This window comes from Marinobacter salicampi (genome assembly GCF_011074795.1).
Taxonomy (GTDB): Bacteria; Pseudomonadota; Gammaproteobacteria; order Pseudomonadales; family Oleiphilaceae; genus Marinobacter; species Marinobacter salicampi.
The window spans coordinates 104,897-130,218 of record NZ_JAAMPF010000026.1 but is presented as its reverse complement, the minus strand read 5'-3'; the positions used below and the strand labels follow the sequence as shown (position 1 = coordinate 130,218).

General features: G+C 57.5%; 24 protein-coding genes and 1 other RNA gene. 1 reads left to right on the top strand and 24 read right to left on the bottom strand.

Features of this window, described 5'->3' with window-relative positions:
• Nucleotides 1-124: 124 nt before the first annotated feature.
• Nucleotides 125-1,804: a long-chain fatty acid--CoA ligase gene (locus G7W63_RS14815; RefSeq protein WP_166259760.1), complete on the bottom strand. Its 1,680-nt coding sequence runs from the start codon at nucleotides 1,802-1,804 to the stop codon at nucleotides 125-127.
• 266 nt (nucleotides 1,805-2,070) lie between these two features.
• Here G7W63_RS14815 and G7W63_RS14810 point away from each other — a divergent pair, with 266 nt between their 5' ends.
• Nucleotides 2,071-2,553 carry a MaoC/PaaZ C-terminal domain-containing protein gene (locus G7W63_RS14810; protein WP_166259758.1) on the top strand — a complete coding sequence of 161 codons (483 nt, stop codon included), beginning with the start codon at nucleotides 2,071-2,073 and terminating at the stop codon, nucleotides 2,551-2,553.
• 18 nt (nucleotides 2,554-2,571) lie between these two features.
• Here G7W63_RS14810 and G7W63_RS14805 read toward each other — a convergent pair whose 3' ends face one another.
• The 23 genes from G7W63_RS14805 to G7W63_RS14695 form a co-directional block, all read right to left on the bottom strand.
• Nucleotides 2,572-3,585: an AgmX/PglI C-terminal domain-containing protein gene (locus G7W63_RS14805; protein WP_166259756.1), complete on the bottom strand. Its 1,014-nt coding sequence runs from the start codon at nucleotides 3,583-3,585 to the stop codon at nucleotides 2,572-2,574.
• Nucleotides 3,578-4,075: an ExbD/TolR family protein gene (locus G7W63_RS14800; RefSeq protein WP_166259754.1), complete on the bottom strand. Its 498-nt coding sequence runs from the start codon at nucleotides 4,073-4,075 to the stop codon at nucleotides 3,578-3,580. The genes G7W63_RS14805 and G7W63_RS14800 overlap by 8 nt, the downstream gene beginning before the upstream one ends.
• Nucleotides 4,072-4,617, bottom strand: a complete 546-nt coding sequence (locus tag G7W63_RS14795; RefSeq protein ID WP_166259752.1) for an ExbD/TolR family protein — start codon at nucleotides 4,615-4,617, stop codon at nucleotides 4,072-4,074. Before G7W63_RS14795 ends, G7W63_RS14800 begins: the two co-directional genes overlap by 4 nt.
• 13 nt (nucleotides 4,618-4,630) lie before the next feature.
• A complete protein-coding gene (locus tag G7W63_RS14790; protein ID WP_166259750.1) occupies nucleotides 4,631-5,293 on the bottom strand; it encodes a MotA/TolQ/ExbB proton channel family protein in 663 nt (220 codons plus the stop codon).
• A gap of 18 nt (nucleotides 5,294-5,311) precedes the next feature.
• Nucleotides 5,312-5,650, bottom strand: a complete 339-nt coding sequence (locus G7W63_RS14785; RefSeq protein ID WP_166259748.1) for a hypothetical protein — start codon at nucleotides 5,648-5,650, stop codon at nucleotides 5,312-5,314.
• Entirely contained in the window at nucleotides 5,647-6,414 is a 768-nt protein-coding gene (locus G7W63_RS14780) for a tetratricopeptide repeat protein (RefSeq protein WP_166259746.1), read from the bottom strand. Before G7W63_RS14780 ends, G7W63_RS14785 begins: the two co-directional genes overlap by 4 nt.
• Nucleotides 6,404-9,244 (bottom strand): tetratricopeptide repeat protein, encoded by a 2,841-nt coding sequence (locus G7W63_RS14775; protein ID WP_166259744.1) that lies wholly within the window; start codon nucleotides 9,242-9,244, stop codon nucleotides 6,404-6,406. Before G7W63_RS14775 ends, G7W63_RS14780 begins: the two co-directional genes overlap by 11 nt.
• Complete coding sequence (locus G7W63_RS14770; protein ID WP_166259742.1) at nucleotides 9,237-10,919, bottom strand: tetratricopeptide repeat protein; 1,683 nt, start codon at nucleotides 10,917-10,919, stop codon at nucleotides 9,237-9,239. Before G7W63_RS14770 ends, G7W63_RS14775 begins: the two co-directional genes overlap by 8 nt.
• A gap of 5 nt (nucleotides 10,920-10,924) precedes the next feature.
• Nucleotides 10,925-11,458, bottom strand: coding sequence for an AraC family transcriptional regulator (locus G7W63_RS14765; protein ID WP_166259739.1), 534 nt, complete (start codon nucleotides 11,456-11,458; stop codon nucleotides 10,925-10,927).
• A gap of 330 nt (nucleotides 11,459-11,788) precedes the next feature.
• A complete protein-coding gene (locus G7W63_RS14760; protein ID WP_166259736.1) occupies nucleotides 11,789-12,967 on the bottom strand; it encodes a vWA domain-containing protein in 1,179 nt (392 codons plus the stop codon).
• A gap of 87 nt (nucleotides 12,968-13,054) precedes the next feature.
• Nucleotides 13,055-13,897: an AAA family ATPase gene (locus tag G7W63_RS14755; protein ID WP_166259733.1), complete on the bottom strand. Its 843-nt coding sequence runs from the start codon at nucleotides 13,895-13,897 to the stop codon at nucleotides 13,055-13,057.
• A gap of 106 nt (nucleotides 13,898-14,003) precedes the next feature.
• Nucleotides 14,004-16,412, bottom strand: coding sequence for a VWA domain-containing protein (locus G7W63_RS14750; protein ID WP_166259730.1), 2,409 nt, complete (start codon nucleotides 16,410-16,412; stop codon nucleotides 14,004-14,006).
• Between the two features lie 226 nt (nucleotides 16,413-16,638).
• Complete coding sequence (locus G7W63_RS14745; RefSeq protein WP_166259727.1) at nucleotides 16,639-16,980, bottom strand: hypothetical protein; 342 nt, start codon at nucleotides 16,978-16,980, stop codon at nucleotides 16,639-16,641.
• Nucleotides 16,981-16,995: 15 nt separating this feature from the next.
• Nucleotides 16,996-17,442: a YcgN family cysteine cluster protein gene (locus G7W63_RS14740; RefSeq protein WP_166259724.1), complete on the bottom strand. Its 447-nt coding sequence runs from the start codon at nucleotides 17,440-17,442 to the stop codon at nucleotides 16,996-16,998.
• Nucleotides 17,439-17,735 carry a YcgL domain-containing protein gene (locus G7W63_RS14735; RefSeq protein WP_166259721.1) on the bottom strand — a complete coding sequence of 99 codons (297 nt, stop codon included), beginning with the start codon at nucleotides 17,733-17,735 and terminating at the stop codon, nucleotides 17,439-17,441. Before G7W63_RS14735 ends, G7W63_RS14740 begins: the two co-directional genes overlap by 4 nt.
• Before the next feature lie 111 nt (nucleotides 17,736-17,846).
• Nucleotides 17,847-19,016: a ribonuclease D gene (gene rnd, locus G7W63_RS14730; protein WP_166259718.1), complete on the bottom strand. Its 1,170-nt coding sequence runs from the start codon at nucleotides 19,014-19,016 to the stop codon at nucleotides 17,847-17,849.
• Between the two features lie 18 nt (nucleotides 19,017-19,034).
• Nucleotides 19,035-19,649 carry a recombination mediator RecR gene (gene recR, locus G7W63_RS14725; RefSeq protein ID WP_166259715.1) on the bottom strand — a complete coding sequence of 205 codons (615 nt, stop codon included), beginning with the start codon at nucleotides 19,647-19,649 and terminating at the stop codon, nucleotides 19,035-19,037.
• Between the two features lie 49 nt (nucleotides 19,650-19,698).
• The gene (locus tag G7W63_RS14720; protein ID WP_166259712.1) at nucleotides 19,699-20,022 is read right to left on the bottom strand and encodes a YbaB/EbfC family nucleoid-associated protein; all 324 of its coding nucleotides are present in this window, start codon (nucleotides 20,020-20,022) and stop codon (nucleotides 19,699-19,701) included.
• 108 nt (nucleotides 20,023-20,130) lie between these two features.
• Complete coding sequence (dnaX, locus tag G7W63_RS14715; protein ID WP_166259710.1) at nucleotides 20,131-22,200, bottom strand: DNA polymerase III subunit gamma/tau; 2,070 nt, start codon at nucleotides 22,198-22,200, stop codon at nucleotides 20,131-20,133.
• 183 nt (nucleotides 22,201-22,383) lie between these two features.
• Nucleotides 22,384-22,480: signal recognition particle sRNA small type (gene ffs, locus G7W63_RS14710), an RNA gene on the bottom strand.
• Between the two features lie 47 nt (nucleotides 22,481-22,527).
• Nucleotides 22,528-23,274, bottom strand: coding sequence for a 2OG-Fe(II) oxygenase (locus G7W63_RS14705; RefSeq protein ID WP_341273690.1), 747 nt, complete (start codon nucleotides 23,272-23,274; stop codon nucleotides 22,528-22,530).
• A gap of 130 nt (nucleotides 23,275-23,404) precedes the next feature.
• Nucleotides 23,405-24,178, bottom strand: a complete 774-nt coding sequence (locus G7W63_RS14700) for a phytanoyl-CoA dioxygenase family protein (protein WP_166259707.1) — start codon at nucleotides 24,176-24,178, stop codon at nucleotides 23,405-23,407.
• Nucleotides 24,179-24,194: 16 nt separating this feature from the next.
• Nucleotides 24,195-25,316: a glycosyltransferase gene (locus tag G7W63_RS14695; protein ID WP_166259704.1), complete on the bottom strand. Its 1,122-nt coding sequence runs from the start codon at nucleotides 25,314-25,316 to the stop codon at nucleotides 24,195-24,197.
• Nucleotides 25,317-25,322: the final 6 nt, after the last annotated feature.

Here is a 25,322-nt window from a genome sequence, read left to right as displayed (position 1 = left end):
ATATCCGCAGGCTGCGAAATAATACGCGCCCGCCGTGAACGAAAAAACCCTGCCTGGGCAGGGTCATTCTGACCTTGCAGGAGCTTTCGGGCACTGTGCCACGGCTCCGGCTATCGGTCACCGCTTACTTCTTCTTGGCGTCTTCGTCCCGTAGTTCCCGGCGCAGGATTTTACCCACGTTGGTCTTGGGCAGATCGTCCCGGAATTCGAACTTCTTTGGAACCTTGTAGGCCGTCAGTCGCTCGCGACAGAATTCCTTGAGCTCGCCTTCGGTAAGATCTGGCGACGAAGCCACCAGGAAGACTTTCACCGTTTCCCCGCTCTTTTCGTCCTCAACACCGACAGCGGCGCATTCCACCACCTTTGGATGGCTGCTTACCACGTCTTCGATCTCATTGGGGAAGACGTTGAAGCCCGAGACGATAATCATGTCTTTTTTGCGGTCAACAATCCGAATGTAACCGTCCTGCTGGATCAGGGCAATGTCGCCGGTACGCAGGAAGCCATCTTCGGTAAAGGACTTCTGGGTTTCTTCAGGACGCTGCCAGTAACCGCGCATGACCTGGGGACCCTTGACACAGAGCTCGCCGGGTTCGCCCAGCGGAGTCTCGTTGTCGTCGTCATCCAGAGTCTTGACCTTGGTATTACAGACAGGCAGCCCGATGGTTCCCAACTGAATGGCGCTGTGGGGGTTAAACGTCACCACCGGCGACGTTTCTGTCATGCCGTAGCCTTCACTGATCTCGCAACCGGTGACTTCCTGCCAGAGCTTGGCGGTAGCGCTGGTCAAAGCCATACCACCGGAAGAGGTCAGTTTCAGGGCGCTGAAATCCAGATTCCTGAAGTCTTCGTTATTGCACAGGGCAACAAACAGGGTATTGAGTCCCAGGAAACCGGTGAAGCGGTAGTTCTTCAGTTCTTTTACAAAGCCGGGAATATCACGGGGATTCGGAATCAGCACGTTGTGTGCGCCCGCCTCCAGCATGATGCCGCAGTTCAGGGTGAACGAGTAGATGTGGTACAGGGGAAGCGGCGCAATGATGACTTCTTTGCCCTCTTCAATGATCCCTTCCATCATCGGCCGGGTCTGGAGCAGATTGGCGACCAGGTTACCGTGAGTGAGCATGGCCCCTTTGGCAACGCCTGTGGTACCGCCGGTGTACTGCAGCACTGCAACGTCGTCCTGCTTGACGGTTACCGGGGTGAACTTCTCCTTGGCACCGGCACTCAGTACTGCCGGCAGGCGATGAGCCTGGGGAAGACTGTAGCTCGGCACCATCTTCTTGACGTGCTTGACCACGGCATTCATCAGGGTGCGCTTCAGGGGCGAGTGCATATCGGCAATTTCGGTCACGATAACGTGCTCAATGCCGGTATGGGGCAGCACTTTCTCTGCGTTATCGGCCATGTTGGCCAGCACGACCAGAGCTTTGGCGCCGGAGTCGTTAAACTGATGCTCCATCTCGCGGGTGGTGTACAGCGGGTTCGTATTCACTACGATCAGGCCGGCCCGCATGGCCCCGAAAACCACGACCGGATACTGGGTCAGGTTGGGCATCTGAACCGCAATGCGGTCGCCAGGCTTCAGATTGGTCTTGTTCTGCAGCCAGGCTGCAAACTGGCGGCTCAGGGTATCGAGGTCCCGGTATGTCAGGGTGACGCCCACGGCACTGAACGCGGGTCGGTCGGCGAATTTCTTGACCGCCTGTTCAAACACTTCCACCATGCTCTGGTACTTGTTGAGATCAACTTCGCTGGGGACACCCGGGGGGTATTTATCCTGATAGAACTGCTCGAAATCCATCACTCCATCTCCTGTTTGCGCTTGTGATTATAGTCTTTGACAGGTTTGGGTCGGGTTTTATGCTCCCGGACGGGAGGTCATCAGCCCGACATCTGTTATTGGATACTCTACCGGTGCCGGCGACCGGTAACCTCTTGGCCTGATTGTTTCCACAATTACAACAAGACAAAAGTATCAGCCTCAAAAAAGATCCGAGAGAATAGCAGTTTTGTGAACGATGAGGTAGTTTTCAGCGATACCGGTTAAAGCAGAAACAGGTGAGACTCATGGATGCCACGCTCGATACACTGGAAAACGTTACTTATGACGAACTCCAGGAAGGGGATACCGCGACCTACAGCAAAACCCTCACCGAAGACGAACTGATTCTGTTCGCCGCGGTTTCCGGCGACGTTAATCCTGTGCATCTCGATGCTGAATACGCTGCCGGATCCATGTTCAAGGAGCGCATTGCCCACGGCATGTGGAGCGGGTCCCTGATTTCAGCGGCTATCGCCACGGTACTCCCCGGACCGGGCACAATCTACCTGGAACAGAGCCTTGCCTTCAAGCGCCCGGTCAGGCTCAACGACACGCTCACCGTGACCCTGACAGTGCTGCACAAAGAGCCAAAGGGTCGTGTCGTCATGGGGTGTGTTGTCAGCAACCAGGACGGCAAAAAGGTGGTGTCCGGCGAAGCCAGGGTCATAGCCCCCAATGAGAAATTGACCCTGAACAGACCCAGCTTGCCCAGAATCACCATCGACTAGTGCCCCTTCTGGCCCCGGTCAGGAGGGCAGGAAATCGATTGGGTACCGGACCGTTCTGGTCTCAACATCCGCGGCACCGAAATTGAACAGGCGCACACGGTTTGCGATACGAGCCTCAAGGGCGGGGTTGTCCAGCTCTGAGCTCACCACCTCACTGCTTGATACGCTCCCGTCAGGTTCTATAACCAGTTCCAGAAGCACCTTGCCGGCCAGTGTCGGATCCATGCGGAGTTCACGGTTGTAGATCGAATAGAGCGCGCCTTTGTTGCTTGAAAACACCTGCCGTATGTTGCTCATGGAACGCTCGGCCGGCTCGCTCTCACTCTGGGCGGCTTCGGCCACCTGGGTCTGCTCAGCCTCCCGGGCCTCCTGAACTTCGTGCTCGGCGAGTGCTACATCCTTTCTTACGGTTTCCGCCTGCTCAACACCACCGCTGTCTGATAGGGCTGACTCGTCCGCAGAGGTGTCTGCTTCCGGAACCCCGCTGCTGTCATCGACATTCGCACTGAGGGTGTCCGGAGAATCGGACTCGGATTCCGGCTCCTGCATTGCCGAAAGCTCGTCCTGCAGGGCCATAAGGCCTGAACGGGACGCCACTTCCCTTGCCTCCTCGACAGTCTGCTGCTGGGGCTGTTCCGGCTCTGGCTCGTCCGCAACCTCAGGTTCTGGCCCCGGCTCCGGCTCCGGTTCTGGCTCCGGCTCCGGCTCAGGTTCTGGTTCTGGTTCTGGTTCTGGTTCTGGTTCTGGTTCTGGTTCTGGTTCTGGTTCTGGTTCCGGCTCAGGTTCGGGCTCAGCCGCAGGTTCCGACTCCTGCACCAGCTCCATCCGTCTTTCTTCTACCAGCCGAGCCAGTTGTGGTGGCACCTCTTCAGACTCCACCCGTTCTATTTCCGGCAGCGTTATCGCCGGAATAATAATGGCCAGGGGCACAAAGACGACGGCGACCAGCGTGAGGCAAAACCCGAACCTGAGTTTGTCTCCCGGCTCGGAAGACCAGGGTAGAACCAGGCGACGGGAAGGACGATCAGCCATTGGCAGCCTCCTCCGGACGTGATTCCACCGCCAGACGGACCTGACGGTAGTCCTGGTCTACACAGGTCTGCATGACCTTGCGTAAGAGTCGATAATCGGTATCGCGGCCGGCCATGATGGTGATTTCCAGCCCCTCCTCCGGCAGTTCACCCTGACGGCTGCTTCGGTATGCCAGTTCTTCCGCCAATCCGGATATGGTCTTATCGTCCGGCTGGATATCATCGACCCTGGCAACTTCCCGGCCCTGCACAAGAATGGCCGTATCCGTCACCTGGACTACCAGGGAATCTCGGGCCTGCTGGTCTGAGCTGGATTCAGGAAGCGGAACCGCTGCGGTATTCTCCATGACTTTGACATCGGAAGAGTTGACCATAAGAAAAAATACGAGAATGGTGAAAATGTCCATCAGGGACACAAGGTTGAGCCCACCAGCCCTGTGCATCCGTGAATAGTGGCGCTTCATGCGCCGGGCACGGCGGGACGATTTCATCGTGCAGCACCCCCCGGCGTCAGCGCAGCGGTTAGCTGCCTGTTATCAGGGGCATCGGCGAGAGAGACGTCCGGGAACAGTTCTGCTTCAACAACGCTGGCCGCCACAACCGCGGGATAGGACCTCACGGTATCCATCACCCTGACCAGGGTCTGATAGTCCACATCACCGGCAACCTCGAGCACAAGGTCGGTCTTGTCAGGCACCTGGCTTTTTATCGAACGCAGGGTCTCCCGCAGCTCCCCATAATTCTGCTGATCGCTGTCTCCGTCTTCCGAGGACATGACCGGCAACGTCTTAATCACGCCCCGCTCACTGTCGCTCACCTCCAGTCCCTGTGGCAGCAGGGTAACCACCAGCTTCAGGTTTTCAGAATCAATAGGCTGGTCAGCGCTTTCGCCGGGGAAATTAAGCTCGATCATGCGGATCTGGCTGAACACCATGCCAAGCAACAGCACCGGCACCAGCACGATCATGAGATTCATGAAGGCAGTAATATCCAGATCCGTGTTTGCCGGCAAACGACGGTGTTTACGTCTCATAAACCTTCCCTGGTTAAGCTACGGCCGGGCGTGTGGCCGGGTTTTGCGGAGATTCTTCCGATACCATGTTCAGCAACTTGATGCCGGCCATCTCGAAGCTGTCGACGATTTCGTTGGTCCTGGTTTGCAGCAGAGCGTGGAACAGCAACAGGGGGATGGCAGACATCAGGCCGAACGCCGTGGTATTCATGGCAATCGAAATACTCTCGGAGAGCAGGCTGGCTTTCTGGGACGGGTCTGCGCTCGCAACCGCAGTAAACGCAGCAATCAAGCCGATAATGGTTCCGAGCAGCCCGAGCAGCGTTGCCACGTTGGCCAGCGTTGCCAGGTACTGGGTCCTTTTCTCAAGCCTTGGCAGAACCTCCATCAGGCCCTCTTCCATGGCGTATTCAATGTCTTCCCGGGGGTTATTGTTGAGAAGCCGTGCGATACCCGCGCCCATGACCGATGCAATGGCGCTGTCTGAGCTGTTGGCGGCATGCATGGCCTTCCGATAGTCCTTCTTCCGCAACAGGGGCAGTATCCCCTGCTCGAAAGCCCGCCGGTTTCGCCGCTTGACCGATCCCAGATAGATAAACCGTTCCAGGGTGATGGCCAGGCCAAGCAAGAGTACAAGCGCTATGGGGTACATAAAGGGTCCCCCATCCTGGAAAAAGCGAATAACAGTCTCAAGCATATACAGGTGCTCCGTGAATCAACGGGAAAAAGGAGCCGGATCCAGATCCGGGTCCAGGTTTTGTCTGAATTTTCGATGGCGTTCAAGGGTGTGCGGGTCGACCGGGCTGAGAAGTTCCGGGGCTTCCGAGTTCAGCTCTGTACGCGGTCGCTTGGGTAAGGTCGGAGGTTGCCAGGGCAGAATGTTGAGTACCCGTGGGTCCTCATCATCGGAACGCCGGCCAATACCCTCGACCACCATGCCTTCACCCATCATGGCCCTACCCGGTTCGTTTTCCGTCCTGTCCTTTTCCTGGGCCATGACAGAAAACGCCCACAGGCTTAAAGCCATGACCAGACTGTATGTCGACAGGTTCATTTCAGCCTCCGTTCCAGGTCGGCTATCCAGCCTTCTACCCGGGCGTCAGCCTCGGGTCTGGCCCCTGAAGCTCTTGCGTCAGTTTCGCTGCCATCGCCGGCATCCGTTGGCGCATCGGCACCGTTGGGCTCGGTGGCGCCGCTTTCAGCCTGGGCTTCAACGGCGCGCTGGTAAGCCCGGTAATGGGTCAGGGCAGCCTCGAGGTCCAGAAGGTAAAGCTCGGATAAGACCGCCAGATTGTAATGCAGCTCCGGCGCCGGACCCGGCTGGGCCAATCCTTTTTTCAGCAGTTCTCTGGCAGCCTGGAATTCACCTTCTTCCTGCAACAGCAAGGCAAGATTATTAACAGCCATGACATCGCTGCCATCCTGGGCAAGCGCCTGTTCATACAGTCGCCGAGCCTCATCGTTGTCGCCCTGCTGCTGGCGCACCCAGGCCAGTCTGACCTTGAGAAACGGAACGTCCGGACGAGCCTGCTGAAGGCCTGCGAGCAGCTCTCCTGCCACAGCCCATTGTTCATCACTGGCCGCCTCCAGGGCCCGGTCAAGACGACCCTGCTCCTCGGCAGTCAGGGGCTCGTGATAGATCGGCTCTACCGCGGTATACACCTTTTCTTCACTTTGTGGCTCAGCCTGGCCCGGCGGGGCGTCCCCGATCGGCGACTGGGCGCAACCAGCCAGGGTCAGAGCCAGCAGTAAGCACTTTAACAGGCCGGCAAACGACGTGTTGCCAAAGCCCAGGTTCGGGACGGATCTACACATCATTACCAGGCCCCTCATTCCAGGATATCCAGCGGCGGTCCCGCGCATAACGCCCTGGGAACAGATCCTCAAGGGCCTCCAGACTCTGCTTTACCCACCGGTCGTAGACCCCTTCGGAGATCAGCTCGTGGTTACGGGCATGAAGCTCAATGGCTTTTTCTTCAAACGGATAGGCCTGCTCTTCCACCAAGAACTGATACTGGGACAGCTCGAGCTCGCTCAGACCCTGCGGCGGAGCTGACTCCATGATATCCCGGGCTAAAATCCGGTAGAGTTCGGCACGGTGATACAGGGATTCCGACTGGGCACTGTCGCCGCCAAGGGTCTCAGCCTGGCGGTAGAGCTCCCGGGTCTGGTCCAGGGATTTGCGCTTGCGCGCCAGGGATTCCGGCAGGGGCTGGACCAGCTTGATGTCCCGGAAGTTCTTGCCGGATGCTTCTGCCAGAACCAGGGCAGCACCCGTGGCCCAGGCGAGAGAATCACTGGAATGCCAGTCACTGGCCAGCTCGTGCCTGACCATCTCGCTGCGCATGCTCTCGGCCTGAACCCCGGACTCGATCAGGCGCTGGCGCTGGCGTTGCTGGCGCAGGTGCTCACCCTGGGAATCCGGTCGCCCGGCCTGGGCAAGATACTGCTGGTATAGCCTATTGCGGGACTCCAGCTCACCGGACTCATGGTAAAGCTCAGCAGCCTTGAGCCGCTTTTGCCAACCTGCAGCATCACCGGCACTGGCTGATACCAATTCGTCAGCTGCGCGAACGGGCTGACCGGAGGACTGGTAGGCAAACACGAGTTTGTCACTGACGCCCTCGGTGAGCTCATGACTGGCGTGATCATTACGAAAGCGCTTGAGCTCATTGACCGCAGGCTGCCAGCGCTCGGCTTTCAGCAGTGTATTGGCGGCATCGTACTGGCCCTTGATGGCAATCTCAGACCCGGGATAGACAGCGGCTATGCGCTGATAATGAGCCACGGCCTGGTCGATCTGCTCGTTCTGCTCGGCGAGCTCGGCCTGGCGGTAGATAGCCGTTGCCAACTGAAGGCGGATATTGGCGATATCGGTAGTATCTGCGCCAACTTTCTCGGGCCCAACGGCATAGGCCAGCGCTTCGCGCCAGGCCTTTTCGGCGGCGGGATAGGCCTGGGTTTCAAATTCTGCCTGCCCAAGCACAAGCCAGGCACTGTAAGCATCCGGCGGCGTTATCTCGTCATGCTCGATAGCGCGTATTGCATAGGCTCCGGCTTCTCCTGGCCGGCCTGCGTCCAGCAGCCGGTTCGCGAGGTCCGCCTGGAGCGTCGGCAAGCGGCTGTCGCCCGGGAAAACCAGGGCGAAGCGGTCGGCAGTAGAGGCCAGGTCGTTAAGGTCCATCCTGTACCCGGGCGCGCCCTTCTCCATGAGATCAGTTCGCAGAGTAATGCCCGCCCAGGCAGCATCTTCTGCACCGGCAAAATCCGGGTCCTGATATCCCGCGGATTCATACATGGCTAGCGCTTTTTCGTGGTCCCCGGCCTGAAGCCAGGCATCACCCGCCAGCAGATGAATCGGGCCGGGCTGGTCGTGCTCACTGGCGAGGATTTCATAGTAATGCCCCGCCCGCTCAAACGCCCGGATGATATCGGTGGGTGTGTCGGCGCTATCGGGGTCGGAGCCGCTGTCAGGGCCACCGGACCCTGCTCTTGCGATCCTGTAGTAATGTTCAGCCAGGGTTTCGGCATAGCGCAGCCAGAGTTCGTGCTCTCTTTCAGTGAGCCGCACGACATCTCGCCCTGACTCGTAGGCTTCAAGGTATTCCGCCCGGGCGTCCCGGGCCCTTTCTGCTTCTCCGGCGGCATCCCATACCTCGACAATCTGGGCCCGGAACGCCGGAGTACTGTAATGATCAGGTGCTTCCTCAACAAAGGTACGGGCAACCCGGGCGCTCTGCTCATAGTCCCCGCGGGAGGCGTAGTAATCCGCAAGGCCATCATAGAGTAAAAAATCGTAGGAACGTCCGCCCACGCGGCTCAGCAGTTGCTCAAGGGTCGGCTGCCCGCCATTGTTGACGGCAATGATGCCAATAACCCGGAAAGCGTCACGTATCATGTCGGCTGAAACTGTCGGCAGATAGGTAAAGCCGCCGGAGGTTTCCGAATACTCATCAAGCACTGCGATAAAGGTTTCACCGGCTCGCTGACTATCGCCCTGCTTGAACTGGCTCCAGCCCAGCATATAGCGAGCTTTGCTTTTCAATTGCTCCTCAGCCGGACCTTCAAGCACCTGCCTGTAGCCGGTTTCAGCCTCGACATAGTTGCCATTGGCGTAAGCGGCCTCGGCAATCCGAAAGCGGGCCTCGGGAACCAGGCCGGAGGATGGGTACAGCCCGACCATTTGCTTCAACCGTTCTACCGAACGACTCTCCTGGCCGATATAGGAGTAAGCCTTGGCTGACTGATACAAAAGCTCATCAAGGCGACCCTGGAAGGAACCACTGCCCACGATGCGTTCGTAGCTCTCGACAGCCTCGCGATACACCTCTTCTTCCTGGTCGGCGGTAAAAGCCAGGTCTTCACCGGTCTGGTCCTGCAGGTTGGCCAGCCGGTTGAGGGCATCAATCCGGACCTCCGGCTCCTCGGACTCATCAAACAGCCTCTGGTAACGCCGTGCCACTTCTGCAGGAGAAATGTCGGGCATGGAGCGGGAGCTGAATTTGAGAAACACCGGTCTCATGTCACCGATGGTCTCGCCATCTTCGTCAAGATTGACCTGAAACGACTCCTGGGCAGATAACGGCAGGCTGAGGCCAAACAGCACCATACCGAGACCCAGAAGCGCCGGAGAAAGCAACTTACTCATCGGCCGCCTCCCGCTTGAGCCCGGTCAGAGCCAGATGCTCGTATAGATGGGCAATCTGCTGCTGGGTTCGGTCCAGGGACCGGGCAATACGTTGTTTTTCTTTCCCCAGGAAGGCCAGGGCCATCTCGTCCAGGGACTGCTCTGCCCGGCTGCGCAATGTCCTGACCCGGTCTTTCAACTGCCGGACCTCCTCCTGGGCAGTTGTTACCCTATCGGACAGCTGCGCCAGACTGGCCGGTACCGCTTCCAGGCGTTTGTCAAAGTTTCCGCTGCGCCGGTTGGCGTCGTTGAGGATTCGTTTCAACTCTGCCAGTTCCCTGGCCTCGGGCGACCCCGGGGTAGCGGCTTCAGACAGGGTGCGCCACCGTTCGGCGAGCGACTCCACTTCCGGTTTTATCAGGTCGGAAGGACGCGGGCCGCTATAATCCTCTGCCTGCCGGGCTCGTTCCTGCAGGGAAACCAGGAACACCGAGAGGTCCTGCTCCCTGCCAATGAGGGCAATTTCCATTTTCTCGAGATCCGAAACCCTCTTGACCGCCTGCTGGGCCTCCGGCTGCTCCATGAAATGCAGAAGGTAGGCAATACGCGGCTGGGTCAAAGTCCGGCTATCCGCTAGAAACCATTCCACATCATCCCTTCGGGCCGCCTTGACCAACGCGTCATAGGCGCCCCTGCTCTCAATTTTGAGCTCAAGGGTATCGAGACTGACGCCTTCGCCCTCAAAGGCCGATATCGCAGCAAGGTAGGCTTCGCCCGCCTGTCCGAGAAAACCCGTCTCATCGTAACCCCGTCCCATGCCCAGCCACGCATCGGTGGTGCCCGGAAAGGCCAGTGGGAACTTGCGGGCCCGATGCCACGACTGCATGGCGGCGCGGTAGTTATCGTTGGCGGCATGGGCCAGCCCATGGAAGTAGAGGGCCTGGGGTGCCAGGTAGTGGTCCAGGGAGACCTTGTTGAGAAAACCCAGGGCCTTGTCATAGTCACCCCGACGGTAGGACAAAACTCCGGCTTTCACCAGAATGCGCATTGAAAGGTCTTTCATGCGGTTGCGATCAAGGTCCTCACTGGCCATGGCCTGGGCCACTCGGAGGGCGATCAGGGCCCGCGACGGGTCACGGTCAATACGGGCGTAATCGGCGGCCAGGTTAAGATAGCCAAGGGCTGACCAGTAACCACCTTCCATGTCCCCCAGGATCCTTCCAGCCTGGTCATGCCGACCGGCCTGCCTTGCCAGTTCCGCCTGCAGGAAGAGGGCTTGTTCCCGGATGTGGTCGTTGCCGCTGGACGCTGCAAGTACGGCCCAGTCAACGGCATCGGCCGGTTCGCCCCGGGCCATGGCAAGCCGGGCCAGGTGCAGACTGGCCTCACCTCGGTAAGCGCGGTCACCGGCCGACACCTGTTCAAATGCTGACCGGGCTCGCTCGCTCTGGCCGGTCATCAGCCAGGCCTTACCCAGAAATAGCAGGGTTTTATCTGATGGAGCATCAGTCGGCTCGTCGCCCCGCTCAAGCCAATACAGCGCCCGGGCCGGTTCACCTGAGGCCAGGGCGAAGCGGGCAAGGCTGCTGCGCTGGTTTTCCGGGACCTCTGCGAATACCGTCATCGCAGGAAGGATGATTAGACCGGTTATGATGGCCAGGGCAGCGAACAGCCTCTGCATTGCTTCGCGATTCATCGGGATTACTGCCATTCCTTTAGGGTCAGTTCCGGACGGTCGGCCTGGGGATTGGCCTCGAGTACCAACTGGACCTGGGTTTCGCCCTGATCTTTGCGAATGGTGAAATCGGCCTGGTTCCGGATGTAACGGGCATTGGAACCCTGGCCATTGAAGGTGGCGCTGACCTGGTGTTCACCGGCAGGGAGGTTGCCCAGATAGAGTCTCTGGACACCGCCCTGCTCCAGTGCCTGCCGCTCCTGGTCGGTATACAGGTAGGAAACCGCTGGCTGGTCGTTGAGGGACAGCTCGATGGAATCGAGGATGAAGTCACCGCTGCCTGCGAGGGAGAGGTACACCGAAAACTGGGTATCTGCCGGGTGGAGTATCTTTTCCTCCAGCTCGAAAAGTGACCGGTTCATAGTGGCCACATCGGCCTTGAGCTGATCGATCTCCTGATCCAGAGCATCTGCGTTTGCTGGCGCAACAAAACTTACAAGCACTGCCAGGAAGGCTGACCTAACTGCAATCCGGGCTTCAAGGATATAGGCATCTGACATGACTGGCTTCCGTTCCGAAAACTACTGCAACTAATGTACACAAAGAGTAACACCGGGTTCCAGCCCAGAACGTTAACAGATCAGCAATTCGAAAAGGGGATTGTCGAAAACTTTTACACACGGGTGTCAATATCGCTGACAAACCCCCGGGCAAGTGAGAATATTGATAACATATGCTATTTATTTCAGTCAGTTGAAAATGTTGGCCCGCTACCTGCTTGAAAAACAGTAGCGGGAAAGCAATGAGCAACTACCGCTTGATATGCCGAGCTTTGCCGATGCACCTCAACTGCATCGGCTTTTTTTTGGCCTGAATTAACCTGAAACCCCCTACTTGCTGAGCTGGCGCATGGCCGACTCAAGGCCCTCGATGGTCAACGGATACATCTGGTTGTTGACCAGTTGCCGGGTCATGGCAAGAGAGCCTCCATTGCCCCAGTAGGTTTCCGGCAGGGGGTTCAGCCATATCACCTTCTGAAAATGCTCCTGTATGCGCTGGAACCAGGTAGCCCCGGCCTCTTCATTCCAGTGTTCTATGGAGCCACCTGGCTGGGCAATCTCATAGGGCGCCATGGTCGCATCGCCAACGAAGATTACCTTATAGTCCGGGGTATATTTGTGAAGAATATCCCAGGTATTGGTGGTCTCATTCATCCGCCGGATATTGTCGGTCCAGACGCTCTCGTAAATGAAATTATGGAAATAAAAGTATTCCATATGCTTGAACTCGACCCGGGCGGCAGAAAAGAGCTCCTCACAAACCCGAACGTGGGGGTCCATGGAACCGCCAACGTCGAAGAAAATGAGAACTTTAACCGCATTGTGGCGCTCGGGCACCATCTTGAGGTCGAGATAGCCGGCATTTCTGGCGGTAGAGCGAATGGTATCGTCCATGTCGAGCTGGTCAGGGGCGCCCTGTCGCGCGAACTTACGCAGGCGACGCAGTGCCACCTTGATGTTACGGATACCCAGGGTGATGCTGTCGTCCAGATCGCGAAAATCCCGCTTCTCCCAGACTTTCACCGCACGTCCGTGGCGGCCCTTTTTCTGGCCAATGCGGAAGCCCTCCGGGTTATAGCCATTGGCGCCGAAAGGCGAGGTGCCCCCGGTCCCTATCCATTTATTACCGCCTTCGTGACGCTCCTTCTGCTCCTCCATGCGCTTTTTGAAGGTTTCGATAAGCTCCTCAAGGCCACCCAGGGACTCGATCTTGGCCTTTTCCTCGTCAGTGAGCTGTTTCTCGAACTGGGCACGGAGCCAATCATCAGGAATCAGGTCTTTCATTAACTCATCAAGGTTCTCGATGCCCTTGAAATAGGCATCAAAGGCCCGGTCGAACTTGTCGTAGTGGCGCTCGTCCTTCACCAGACACAGACGCGCCAGGTAATAGAACTCTTCCATGTCGGCATAGGCGAGCCGGTACTTCAGGGCTTCCAGAAGGTCAAGGAACTCCCTCAGGCTGGCCGGAACCCGCGCCCGGCGGACTTCCATAAAAAAATCGATCAGCATAGCTGTCTCCTGCCGTGGCAAGAATGAAAGGGAGAGGCCTCCGGCTGGTGAAATGCGAAGACGATCAGGCCTCTACCCTCAATTATATTAGCTGCGGCGACGTGCCATGAAGGCCAGCTTCTGAAGCAGGTGGACGTCCTGCTCGTTCTTGACCAGAGCGCCATATAGAGGCGGCAGTGCAGAGCTTGGGTCCCTGTCCTGGAGCAGCTTGGCAGAAAGCTCGTCGGCCATTAACAGCTTGAGCCAGTCGATAAGCTCGGATGTGGATGGCTTCTTCTTCAAACCAGGTACCTTGCGTACGTCGAAAAAGATTTCCAGGGCGTCCCGGACCAGGTCCTGCTGCAGACCAGGGAAATGGACGTCGACAATGCTTTGCATGGTGTCATTGTCTGGAAAGCTGATGTAGTGGAAGAAGCAGCGACGCAGAAAGGCGTCCGGCAGTTCTTTCTCGTTATTACTGGTGATGACCACGATCGGACGCTTGTTGGCCTTTACCAGCTGTTTGGTCTCGTATACGTAGAACTCCATGCGATCCAGTTCAAGCAGCAGATCGTTGGGAAACTCGATGTCCGCCTTGTCTATTTCGTCGATCAGCAGCACCACCTGATCATCGGAGTCGAAGGCCTCCCAGAGCTTGCCCTTGACGATATAGTTGCCGATATCCTTGACCTTCTCATCCCCCAACTGGGAATCCCGCAACCGGGAGACAGCATCGTACTCGTACAAACCCTGCTGGGCCTTGGTGGTGGACTTGATGTGCCAGGGAATCAGTCGCATACCAAGCGCTGAAGCCATCTCTTCGGCCAGCAGCGTCTTGCCGGTACCCGGCTCCCCCTTGATCAGCAGCGGACGCTGCAACGTGATCGCGGCGTTAACGGCCATCTGGAGATCGTCTGTGGCAACGTAGTTCTCGGTACCGGTAAATCTCATAGCAACCCTTCCTGTGAATAGAATGAAGAATAAAGGACTGGGATTATAGTGACTTCGCCGCCGGGGTAACACCCATGCGGGTACCGACGGCGTCAGGCGGGTCTAGTCAGCCTTTCGGGGGCTTTGGGTCGGCGTCATCCTCTGATTCGCCGGACAGGTCGTCGGCATCCAGATCGGTTTCCATATCCGGCAGCTCATCAATATCCGACAGGTCGAATTCTTCCATACCAAAAATGTCGTCGTCTTCCTGCGCTTCCGGTTCAGGCTCGGCGTCCTCGACAGGCGCAGGCTCCGCTTCCAGTGGCCCGGGCTCAGGAGTGACCATGGGGACTTCCGGATCTTCCTCCGGCTCAGGCGCCGGCGCTGGATCTATCGGTTCGGCATATTCGGGCTGCAGTTCCGGAATTTCGTCGTCGACTTCGGTCTCAGCCTCGGGCTCTGGTTCCGCCTCGGGTTCGGGATCCACTACGGGTGTCTCAACCACCGGCACGTCTTCGCCTTCGTCGTCAGATTCTGAAGCCGCCTCTTCACCACCCTGCTCCTCCGAGGGTACGGCAGACTTCTTCTTACGGCGGACAAACCAGAAGGCGAACCCTCCAATCAGCACGGCCGCCAGGCCGGCAGCGCCTGCCAGCATCACAGTTGAATTCCTGGGCTTGGATTCATCGTTTAGTGGCGCCGGCGCTGAATCACTCTCTTCCAGCTGGGCCAGATCAATGGGACCGGCACTTTCCTCTTCGACAGGCGCAGGCCCGGACTGCTCGGGTGGCTGTTGTCCCTGCTCCGGCTCCTGCCTGGCTTCGGGCTTCTGTTTCGGCTCCGGTTCCTGTTCCGCTCCGGCTTTTGGGGCGGCTTGCGCCGTTTGTTCCGCTGTCGGCCGAGAGCCCGGGGTAAGTGGAATGCGGACGTTCTGCTCCCCTTCCTTGCGAGGGAAGACAGCGGTGAACACTTCCGGAGCATAGTTGACAGGCTCGCCATCCGCCAGCTTGCCCTGGAACTCAAGCCTGACCTCGTACTGGCCATCTCCGGCTTCGGCAGAAATGACGCCCTGCCACTGGCCACGCTCAGCATCGTAATCCAGGCTACCAACCTCGTGTGCCTCACCCGCTTGGCTCACGGCCATTGTGGCCGTCGCATCTTTCAGATCCAGCCCCGGCTGCTCAGGTGTCACTGTAACAAGATACCGCGAACCGTCACCCGAGCCCGACGCTTTGACCACCACCGATACCGGTGGCCTGAGGGTTATGGTGCGGGTGAATTTTCTCATGAAGGTTTTGCCATCGGCGACCAGACTGAGCTGGTATTCGCCGGGCTCCTGCAACCGTTGTATGAGATCCCGATAGACGCCATCTTCCGGCGGTGAGTCTTCCGATAACACTTTGGTTCCGGAACGGCCATCGGAGGTGGTCAGGGTCAGGCTCACATCAATCACCTCTAGAAAAGCCGGATCGCGGACCAGTTCCCGGTCTTCATAGAAGGCTGCGTTAACGCTGACCGATTCGCCCCGGTAGAACCCTGACGGCAGATCATCCACAACCATCTTCAGATCACTGACTACCGTTACCCGGCTGCCCTCGCCCAGGGCTCCCTCTAGCTGCCATTGCCCGGCAGGCGGGCGATCGACAGTGATCAGGTCGTAACCAGGTTCGCTGACCCAGCGGACATTGCCGGGCTTATCATCAACCGAAGCCGGCTTGCCCTCAGGATCTACCAGAGCAAGGGGCTCAAAGGCATCACCTGAGCCCGGAGCCTCGCCTCTGAAAATCAGCGCCGTGAACTCTTCCACACCGGCATCCACCACAAAACCATTGTTCTCGATCGGCACCTGCTCCTGGGGCACCGCTGTATTCAGCGCCCGCAGGAAGACCCGATTCAGCTCATCGGCACTTTCAGCAACCGATCCACTACCATCCGTCTGCCTTGCCAATTCGGCCAGGAGGTCCAGATCAGCCTCATCGGACAGTGCAACGGTATGGATGGTCGCGCCCTGGCTTTTCAACAGTCCCAGCAGGTCATCGAGAATGCGCTGACGCTCACGCTCGTTGGCAGAGCCATCATTGGCGGCAATGTCTACCTGGCCATCAGTGAGCAGTATGAAATGGGTGTTTGCCAAGTCGGCGCTCAGGTAGTCGTCACTTGCAGTGGCAAGGGCAGCCCCGAGATTGGTACGCAGGGCAACAGAATTAATCCGGCCGGCCCGCTCAATGGCCAACTCACGCCATGCATCGTCTACGGTGCCGTGGGGCACCAGCATGTTGACGTACTGCCCGAAAGTCCAGATACCTGCGCGGCTGCCCTCCGGCAGAATACGCGCCAATAGCCTGACCGCCGGCTGGCGAAGATTCTCGGGGTCGTTCTTCTTCATGCTGCCGGAAATATCGACAATCACCCGCACATCGGCATCCGGGGGCAGTGTCGGAACATCAGACTCGGTTGGGGTTGATTGGGCCAGACTGGCAAGCGGGACACATAACAACAGGGAAATGCCGAGCAATACGGCGGCCATTCCTTTCATTGCAACTCCGTATCTCTGGGCCTGGCTCTTGCCTGGGCCGGTTTATTGTTCTTCTTTGGTCTGCCTAGTGTCCCGTCGGGTTAATTCGCTGACCTACTGAGCCCCAAAGGGCCTTGAGAGCTAGGCGCGATGGCGAAGGTTTGGTGGCTCCAAATCGAGACAGCGCAACGCGGCTACCAAGGCCCCAGCGGCTCGCAGTAGGCCAACGAATTAACCCGACGGGACACTAGCGCCTGGTCAGCCGGTAACGGACAAGGTCGAGCATCCACACCAGCAGCATGGCCATGGCCGCAAGACCCAGGTTGAAAAAGGCGCGCCCGGCTTCTTCGGGATTACCAAGAATGCCTTCGTAGCCGCCGTGCAGCCAGGCGGGGATCCACCAGCTGAGGGCTTCAGAGGACTGGACCGGAGTCAGGAAAATGACCACCAGCGCTGCCTGAAGCAAGGTCCGGACGCCGTAGACCGGTATGATCCGGAACAGCTTTGAAAAGGTGTAGAAAAAGACCACGAACGCAAGCGCGTAGAGCGTCCAGAAAATGCCATAGGCCATCTGTGTATCTGAATCCATTGCCCAAGTACCTAACTAGAGTATCCAGTGAATTATGTGGTCTTCCCAGTCCTGCTCCGGAATCTCGGCCTCCGAAGTAACCCGGTTCTGCACCGACACCCCAGCCTGGTGGACCGTAGCAGGGTCCCCCGAGCGTAAAGGGTGCCAGTCTGCCAGCGGCCGATCCTCGGCCAGGGTGCGATAGGCGCAGGTGAAGGGCAGCCAATGGTAATCGCTAACTGTGCCGGGTGTCAGTACCGTGCAGGCGGGAACCTTTTCCAGCCTGGTGGAATAGACGGTACAGCCACAGGTTTCGGTATCCATGTAGCGACAGACAAGGTCGGTATAGTAAACATCTCCGGTGTCCTCGTCTTCCAGCTTGGCCAGACAGCACTTGCCACAGCCATCGCACAGGGACTCCCATTCCGAGGGGGTCATCTCATCCAGCCGCTTACGCTGCCAGAAGGGAATCTGGGCTATCACTCGGCACGCTTCCTCAGTTTTTGATTGAACTCTACAAGGTAACTATCTAGTTTGTCAGGCATTTGCAGGAAGAAGCCTTGATCGGAAATCGCCTCGATAACCTGGGAACCGGTGACTTTCGCCAGCTTGCGCTCACCGGTAAGCAACAGATCCATGGTATGGACCGGCTTGCCAAAGGCATTGCGCAGGGGCTCAGGCAGGTCTCCCCATATCTGGCCCCGCTTGGTGTACACATAGGTATCGCTGTTCTTGCTACTCCGGAATACGGAGATGAACTGTCGTTCGGCTGTCATGGTCAAAATCGGTTTCCTGGACAATAGTCTGTAATAAAGTGGCGGTGGCAGATTCCTGGTTCACGGCCTCTACACGGAGGCAGGCGGGCCCGGGGTTTCTGCGGCCGGTAGTCATACCTGGCTTTTATCCCGGGCTTCGCCGTCGAGCACGGCACGTACCTGATCCTTAACCGGCTCGGTCAGGGCCTGCCGCCAGCCCATGAACAATATACTCCGGGCCAGAGCCTGCTCATCGCTTCTGGCGTGCACAAGGGCCTCCAGACGACGCCTGGGCGCCAGCAATTCCACCGGTACATCATTTTTCTCAGCGGCCCTGGTTAACAGCCGCTTGACCTGCTTATAGGTCCCCTGCTCGTCCCGGGTCAGCGGCGCAGCTATGGATTCGATGTCTTCCGGGGCTGACGCCTGGGCCTGGGCCTGGGCAACGATGTTCAGCAACAGGTCACCATAACGTCTGACCACCACCGGAGGCACATCTTCAACCGCCGACAGGGCGCCGGCCGACGACGGGCAGCGTTCTGCAATATTGATCAAGGCGTTGTCAGACAGTACCCGATTGCGGGGCCGGTCCCGGCGTCGACATTCTTCCTCACGCCAGACCGCCAGCGCTCTGAGTATCCGCTGCCTGGCCGGATTAAGACGCCAGCCGCCGCGGATTTTCAGGTAGTAATGCTCTGGCTCCACCTGCAGGCTTAAATCATCGGCAAAGCGGGTGGATTCCTCCGCCAGGGCTTCCGCCAGGCCCCGAGCCTGCAGACGCTCAACGACCCAATGGTACAGGGGCTTCAGGAACCGCACATCGTCCAGGGCATACCGCTCCTGGGCCGTGGTCAGTGGTCGGGCCAGCCAGTCTGATCGGGTGGCGGATTTATCGAGGCTGTGGTCAAACAGGGTTTCCACCAGGCGGGCATAGCCCACGGAAAAACCGGCACCCGCCAGGGCTGCGCCAATCTGAAGGTCCAGCACGCCGGCGGGGGCTATGCCAAGCCAGTGGCGAAAAAGCTCCAGGTCTTCACTCATGGCGTAAAGCAGCTTGGGTCGTTCCGGATCCGCCAGTAGTTGCCGGAAGCCCTGGGACTGCTCTGCCACCGACGGATCAACCAGGCAGAAGGACTCCCCAAGGCCAAGCTGAACAAGGCCCGGGATCGGATAAAATGTCGACACCCGCTCAAACTCGGTATCAAGGGCGAGCAATTCTCCGGCGCCCTCGCTCAGCCAGGCATCAAGCTCTTCGGGTTGGTGGATCCAGCGAGTCGGGGCTGGCTCGGGTATGGTGACCATAAACAGTACTCAAGGTGGTCATTCGGCCAGCGGTTTGCGCCCGCGAAATGCATGGGTGAGAGTGAAGCCATCAACGTAGCCGAGCTCACCGCCCACGGGAATGCCATGGGCGAGCCGGGTAATCAGCACCCGGTGACTGGCATTGGGGCTGTCCAGCCGGTCGGCAATGTAATGGGCGGTGGCCTCGCCTTCCACGGTCGGGTTGGTGGCAAGGATCAGCTCAGTGATGCCTTCGTCGCGGACCCGGCGCAGGAGCCGGTCGATACCGATATCCCCCGGCCCGACGCCGTCGATCGGGGACAGATGCCCCATCAGCACAAAGTAGCTGCCGCGGTAGTCTCCGGCCTGCTCGATGGCCAGCAGATCAGACGGGCTTTCAACCACGCACACCATTCCCGTGTTGCGCTCAGGATTCTGGCACAAGCCACAGACCGGTGTGTCGGAAAAATTCTGGCAGGTATCGCATCGCCTCACCCCTGCCATGGCATCAGCCAGGGCGCCGGCCAGGCGCTCACCGCCGGCCCTTCCTTTCTCAAGCAGGTGAAACGCCATGCGCTGGGCGGTTTTCTGGCCAACCCCGGGCAGACATCGCAACGACTCGACGAGTTCATCAACCAATGGGCTAAACGCCATTCAGACTCCTAGGTCAGGCTGAAGGTAGACATGGTAAACGGACCCGCTCTCAGAAAGGCATCTTGAACCCGGGGGGCAACCCGAGGCTTGAAGCCATGCCGGACATCTTTTCCTTCTGGTTTTCTTCCACCCGACGCACGGCATCATTCACCGCTGCCGCCAGCAGGTCTTCCAGGATGTCCTTTTCTTCCGACAGCAGTGAGGGGTCAATCTCTACATTGCGAACGTCGTGACGACCGGTCATGGTCACCTTGATCAGGCCCGCGCCGGACTCGCCCACAACCTCTGCCTTGGCGATCTCTTCCTGAGCTTTCTGCATCTCCTCCTGCATTTTCTGGGCTTTCTTCATCATGTCGCCCATGCCGTTCATCATCTGGCTTTCCTCTCATGTCGTAAACCAATGGGGTCACAAGTGGCGCAAAAACCGGCGTTACCACCTGCGCTTGCGGGCGCGCCTGACTGGCGCTGCCACAGGCTACAGCTACTCAAGCGGCCGTATACTGTCTTCGACTACCCGCCCTTCAAATCGTTCAACTATGGATTGTACCAGCGGATCGGTGCGAATTGACGCTTCCGCCGCCAACTGCCGCGCCCGCCTTGCACTCTCTTCGTAGATGGCCGGGGTCTGGTCACCGGGCGCACCCTCTTCAACCTGCAGGCGAATGCCTGTTGCAAAATAGCTGGCCAGGGCCTGCTGGATCTTTTCCCGATGGCGGTCGGTCAGCAGGCGGGCATGGCCCTGGTCCAGAGTAAGCGTGACCAGGTCGCCCTGGCGCTGGAACGCCGCATTACTGGCCAGGTTGCCGGGCATGCCCACCACGCCAAGACTGCGAAAATCTCGGGCCCAGCTGAATTCTCCCTCAGGCGCACTGGCAGCCTGCGCTGGTTCGGGCCCATGGCCTTCAGCGCCCATCAGATTGGCGGCTGGGGGTTTCTCTCGCTCTGGTGCTCTTTCAGGTTCTGGTTCTGGCTCTGGTTTGACAGCGTTCGCACTGGCAGGACCGGTGGCCGTGTGTTCCTGTTGCGATGGCTCAGTCGCTGGCCTGGCATCCTCTTGCGCAATGCTTGCATTGGAAACCGCCGTATCAGATGGCACTTCATCGAGCACTGACATGGCCTGTGCGGCTTCGTCGTAATCCGTCAGGCTGTCCAGGTAGGCGTCCTGGTCGCTAAAAGGCGATGCCTCGGCCAGCTCAGACTCGGCTTCTGGCCCGGGCTCACCCGATAGCGGGCTGGTTGCGGTTATCTCAGGCTCGGGGTCAGATTGTGGCTGTTCCGCCACACCTGAGTGTTCTCCTGGCCCAACGTTGGACGACTGCTGGACCGGAGGCTGAACCTCCGCCCCCAGCTCCGGGCCCGCTATCGGGGCCGCAGGTGTAATCCTGGCCGGTGCCTGCCCAGGGTCAGGTTCGTCCTTGGTCTGCGATTCTTTGGGAGCAGGCGCTGTCGGTGGTTCGCGCCGGTCTGAGCCCGGACGGAAGGCGAGCATCCGGAGCATGGCCATCTCAAAGCCCATGCGCGCGTCCGGCGTAATGGCCAGGTCCTTACGACCCATCAGGGCGGCCTGGTAGAAGAGCTGGGCATCTTCAGCGCTCAATTGCCGCGCCAGGGACTGGACCTGATCCGCATCACCCAGGGCGTTATCCGCAGTGCCCGGAACCACCTGTTCCATGGTAACCCGATGAAAAAGCGACAGCAGGTCAGACAGAATGGCACCGTAGTCCGGGGCAAAATCCGAGATCCGGCTGATTTCCGCTAACAGCGCCGGCCCGTCATTGCGGGCAAGCGCATTAACCAGTTGTTCAATGTCCCGCTGGTCAATGGTGCCCAGCATGCTGCTGACATCCCGGGCGCCAAGCTGCTGGTTGCCGAAGGCGATGGCCTGGTCGGTAAGACTGAGCGCATCCCGCATGCTGCCGTCGGCGGCCCGGGCCAGCTGCCAAAGGGCGGGCTCTTCAAAGGGGATCTGTTCCTCGCCCAGAACAAAGCGCAGATGGCCGGCGATATGCTCCGGCGTCATCCGTTTGAGATTGAACTGAAGACAGCGGGACAGAACAGTGACCGGCAGCTTCTGCGGGTCTGTGGTGGCAAGCAGAAACTTGACGTGTTCCGGCGGCTCTTCCAGGGTTTTAAGGAAGGCGTTGAAGGACTGGTTGGTCAGCATGTGCACCTCGTCGATCAGGTACACCTTGAAGCGGCCACGGCTGGGCGTGTACTGAACGTTGTCGGTCAGTTCGCGCATGTCGTCAACGCCGGTACGGGAAGCCGCGTCAATTTCAATCAGGTCGACAAACCGGCCTTCCTGGAGCTCACGGCAACTGGAGCACTCGCCGCAGGGACGTGGGGTAATACCGGTTTCACAGTTCAGGCAGCGGGCCAGCAGACGCCCTATGGTGGTCTTGCCGACGCCACGGGTGCCGGTAAAAAGGTAGGCATGGTGCAGGCGCTGGTGCTCGAGAGCGTGAATCAATGCCTGAAGCACATGCTCCTGACCGACCATATCCTCGAAGGTTTTCGGGCGCCATTTTCGGGCAAGTACCTGGTAGCTCATGAATGCGTCAACTGCTGCTGTAAATGCGGCTAACCTTAGCACGGACGGTGGAGGAGAAGAAGCCAAACAACCGCTGCCCAGAGGCCCGGAAGCCAGGCTCAAAGCCGTGAAAACGCTGCTTTAGCCGGAACAGGCGAAGACTTATCGAGAGGAGGAAAACGAATTCAGAAAATCTGGGGGTGACCCCGCCAGCAACACTCCGGCACACAAGTCCACCGCTTCGGCTGCTCCCTTCCGGGCCTGACCGGGTTCACGGTTTATCGTTGCGGAGGCACCGACAGGGCCACCATAACGATCCGGACAGCTCATCCGGATGCGGCGCGCATATTAGCAGGCAGGACCGGTGGCATCAATCCCAATCGGAAAAGGAACTTCATCGCACCGGAACCAGCAGGCGAGACTGTAGCGGGTACGCTGGGCTGTAATCACCTCGTGGGGGACCTCCTCGCTCATGAAAACCACCATCCGGCCGGCTTCGGGCAACACCGTTCCGCATAGCTCATTGGAGGATTCGCGGTTATATACCTGCAAAACGCCGCCGTCCTGTGCCTGCCAGCCTTCGTTAAGGTACAGCACCAGGCTGACCACCCGGGATGCCCGGCCCCGGAAACTGTCAAGGTGACGCTTGTAGAAATCCCCGGCCTCATAGGTGGCGTAGTGAGCCTCAAATCGCCTCAGACCGAGAAAGGCGCGCTCGTTCAACCCTCGCCTGACGCCCTCAAGACATTCAAACAACGCCTTCTGCGGCGCGCTGTCACCCTTGAGCCAGGCAATCCGATCCCGTCTCACAGATTTGTCATGGGTATGGCCCAGTCCGCGGCCAACGCCGGCAATCGCCATGGCGTCTGCCTCATGCAGTGCCGATACTTCAGCCTGTAGCTCAGCCAGCAATTGTGGCGTCAGCCACGCCCTGGCATCCAGCGAAGACCAACCACACTCGGCCAGCTCCACCGTCATGGTGTCTAGTAACGATTCGAAGAGTTTTTGCCTTGAAAGCTCTGAATTCGGTGGACGACAGGCAGTGGCGCGATAGCCAGGAGGCAGGCCAAATGAAAAAAGTACGGTTGCGTCCAATACCTTGCTCCCGTAGCGGATGGATGGCACTTATTCTTGGGAGTCTAGCTGTATTCCGCACTGGACGCGCGCGTTCGTTTTGCGCTAAAGATACGGATATACCCGTAAAACGTCGCCACGCACAAGAACCTCAATCTGACTTATTTCTTTCCAACCCTAAATATTTTTTTATTCTTGACATGAAGTTGAAGACAATATTAATCGGCAGCAAGGGTTCATAATAGCCAAACGGACTGAAGTGAATGATCCATGCCTTTCTTATAGAATCAGAGTTGTTGGGCAAACTGCTGTGAATAGTACCGGGAAGATGAACAATTATATCGCCTAGTTTCCCCTCCACTACCGTGACGTTGCGCTTCCACTCTTTGTCATGGTCAAGAAATAACGCTCCTGAATTCGCGCGAACAGCATGTTTTAACAAACCAACACTATTAGAACCGGAAACATACTGCATACACCCGTTGCACTCATCAAAATCATGGAGCGGTATCCAAAAATGAACGCTCTTCATCGATTTCACCGAACTTTTATAGGCTTGATCCTGGTGCCATTCCACCATTCCTCCGCCTGGCCACTTATAGATAGCGTGGTCAAAAGAAACAAACGCACTGCGTCCCAGCAGACGGGTAGCAATTTTCTGACAGGCCTGAACAATTTCGCTCTTAGCTAAACCAGGGTATTCTTTTAGCAAATGGTTCCTCTCAATGACGAGCGAGCCTCTAACCTCTTCTGGCTGTGCGCATGGTTCAACCGGAAGAGCCTCCTTCTCAGGCAACTTGAACAGTTCATCAATTGACGCTCTTGCATTTAAAAGATGATGAGATGGAAGGGCTTCAGAGAGGTGTAGTACACCGTTCTGGAAGAGCGTTTCTTTTATCGATAGATCGTCTGCTCTAGCGTGCATTTAATCTCACCCTTAGTTATCTTTTTGTTGGCGACCAGGCACCGATCTCTTTATTTCTGACCACGGTGACGATCGCTAGGGAAACAGAAAAAATGGCCATAAGAAAACAGCAAATGTTTTCATTTATTGCTCTTCGCACATTTAAACCTACGAACGTATATGCCAAGATAGCCGAAACTATCGTTACCGGCACGACATAATAACTCATAGCCGCGACAGTTGTGATCGCGCCAGAAACTATAGCTGCCAAAATGAGGTAAGGCAAAAGCCAACGAAGAATCTTGTGACTGAATATCTGCCATGAGTACAAGCCACCATAATAAGGATTTAATATATTATAGTTGTTTATCACGGTAAATATCCCATGCGCCATCGTCCGCCTTGTTCTGCTAAGCTCGCCTGATGCTGTATTGGATTTCTTGTATACCGCTTTAACGGCTCTATCAGTGATCACACCGAGCTTTTCCCGAGCGCAAATTATTGTTATTTCCAGATCAGAGCAGGAACCGGCATTAAACTCTTCACAAAGTATCTTTCTTGTGGCAAAAAGTGAACCGCTCACGCCCACTGAACATCCTAGTTTCGACTCAAGACTTCGCAAATACATTTCGTAAATGATGTACCAGTATTTCAGAGAATATTGCGGGTAATCGACAATATCATAAGAACTGACAGCCCCAATGTAGGGATCTTCAAAGTGGCGAACAAGCTTACTCACAGCGCATGAGTCAGATAATGTGTCGACGTCGGTGAAAATCAAAATCTCGCCTTTAGCTTCAGCAATTCCCTGAGCCAGTGCTCTCTCCTTCCCCTGACGAATTGGAAGAGATATTAAATTTACTAATGGATTCGATTGAATGATAGCGACAGTACCGTCTGTACACCCATCATCAACAAATAGGTAATCTATTTTTGCCGGATCATAGTTATTGTTCGTTAGGTTTTCTATCTTGGCTTCGATGGCAGACTCAGCATTATGAACAGCGACAATAACAGTGACGGTAGGCTCGGCGTTATTCGTGAGGTAACTTCTTTTTTCTCTATAACTATAAACGGAGCCGATGATCCATAATAAGAATGGATATACGAAAATGGTATATATGGCCAACATGGCAGCAGACTTACTGTAGACTTCCATTTCGTG

Bases quoted from the DNA above. Each gene is read 5' to 3' on its own strand.
- G7W63_RS14815 (WP_166259760.1), bottom strand. From the start codon at position 1,804: ATGGATTTCGAGCAGTTCTATCAGGATAAATACCCCCCGGGTGTCCCC.
- G7W63_RS14810 (WP_166259758.1), top strand. From the start codon at position 2,071: ATGGATGCCACGCTCGATACACTGGAAAACGTTACTTATGACGAACTC.
- G7W63_RS14805 (WP_166259756.1), bottom strand. From the start codon at position 3,585: ATGGCTGATCGTCCTTCCCGTCGCCTGGTTCTACCCTGGTCTTCCGAG.
- G7W63_RS14800 (WP_166259754.1), bottom strand. From the start codon at position 4,075: ATGAAATCGTCCCGCCGTGCCCGGCGCATGAAGCGCCACTATTCACGG.
- G7W63_RS14795 (WP_166259752.1), bottom strand. From the start codon at position 4,617: ATGAGACGTAAACACCGTCGTTTGCCGGCAAACACGGATCTGGATATT.
- G7W63_RS14790 (WP_166259750.1), bottom strand. From the start codon at position 5,293: ATGCTTGAGACTGTTATTCGCTTTTTCCAGGATGGGGGACCCTTTATG.
- G7W63_RS14785 (WP_166259748.1), bottom strand. From the start codon at position 5,650: ATGAACCTGTCGACATACAGTCTGGTCATGGCTTTAAGCCTGTGGGCG.
- G7W63_RS14780 (WP_166259746.1), bottom strand. From the start codon at position 6,414: ATGATGTGTAGATCCGTCCCGAACCTGGGCTTTGGCAACACGTCGTTT.
- G7W63_RS14775 (WP_166259744.1), bottom strand. From the start codon at position 9,244: ATGAGTAAGTTGCTTTCTCCGGCGCTTCTGGGTCTCGGTATGGTGCTG.
- G7W63_RS14770 (WP_166259742.1), bottom strand. From the start codon at position 10,919: ATGAATCGCGAAGCAATGCAGAGGCTGTTCGCTGCCCTGGCCATCATA.
- G7W63_RS14765 (WP_166259739.1), bottom strand. From the start codon at position 11,458: ATGTCAGATGCCTATATCCTTGAAGCCCGGATTGCAGTTAGGTCAGCC.
- G7W63_RS14760 (WP_166259736.1), bottom strand. From the start codon at position 12,967: ATGCTGATCGATTTTTTTATGGAAGTCCGCCGGGCGCGGGTTCCGGCC.
- G7W63_RS14755 (WP_166259733.1), bottom strand. From the start codon at position 13,897: ATGAGATTTACCGGTACCGAGAACTACGTTGCCACAGACGATCTCCAG.
- G7W63_RS14750 (WP_166259730.1), bottom strand. From the start codon at position 16,412: ATGAAAGGAATGGCCGCCGTATTGCTCGGCATTTCCCTGTTGTTATGT.
- G7W63_RS14745 (WP_166259727.1), bottom strand. From the start codon at position 16,980: ATGGATTCAGATACACAGATGGCCTATGGCATTTTCTGGACGCTCTAC.
- G7W63_RS14735 (WP_166259721.1), bottom strand. From the start codon at position 17,735: ATGACAGCCGAACGACAGTTCATCTCCGTATTCCGGAGTAGCAAGAAC.
- rnd (WP_166259718.1), bottom strand. From the start codon at position 19,016: ATGGTCACCATACCCGAGCCAGCCCCGACTCGCTGGATCCACCAACCC.
- recR (WP_166259715.1), bottom strand. From the start codon at position 19,649: ATGGCGTTTAGCCCATTGGTTGATGAACTCGTCGAGTCGTTGCGATGT.
- G7W63_RS14720 (WP_166259712.1), bottom strand. From the start codon at position 20,022: ATGATGAACGGCATGGGCGACATGATGAAGAAAGCCCAGAAAATGCAG.
- dnaX (WP_166259710.1), bottom strand. From the start codon at position 22,200: ATGAGCTACCAGGTACTTGCCCGAAAATGGCGCCCGAAAACCTTCGAG.
- G7W63_RS14700 (WP_166259707.1), bottom strand. From the start codon at position 24,178: ATGCACGCTAGAGCAGACGATCTATCGATAAAAGAAACGCTCTTCCAG.
- G7W63_RS14695 (WP_166259704.1), bottom strand. From the start codon at position 25,316: ATGGAAGTCTACAGTAAGTCTGCTGCCATGTTGGCCATATATACCATT.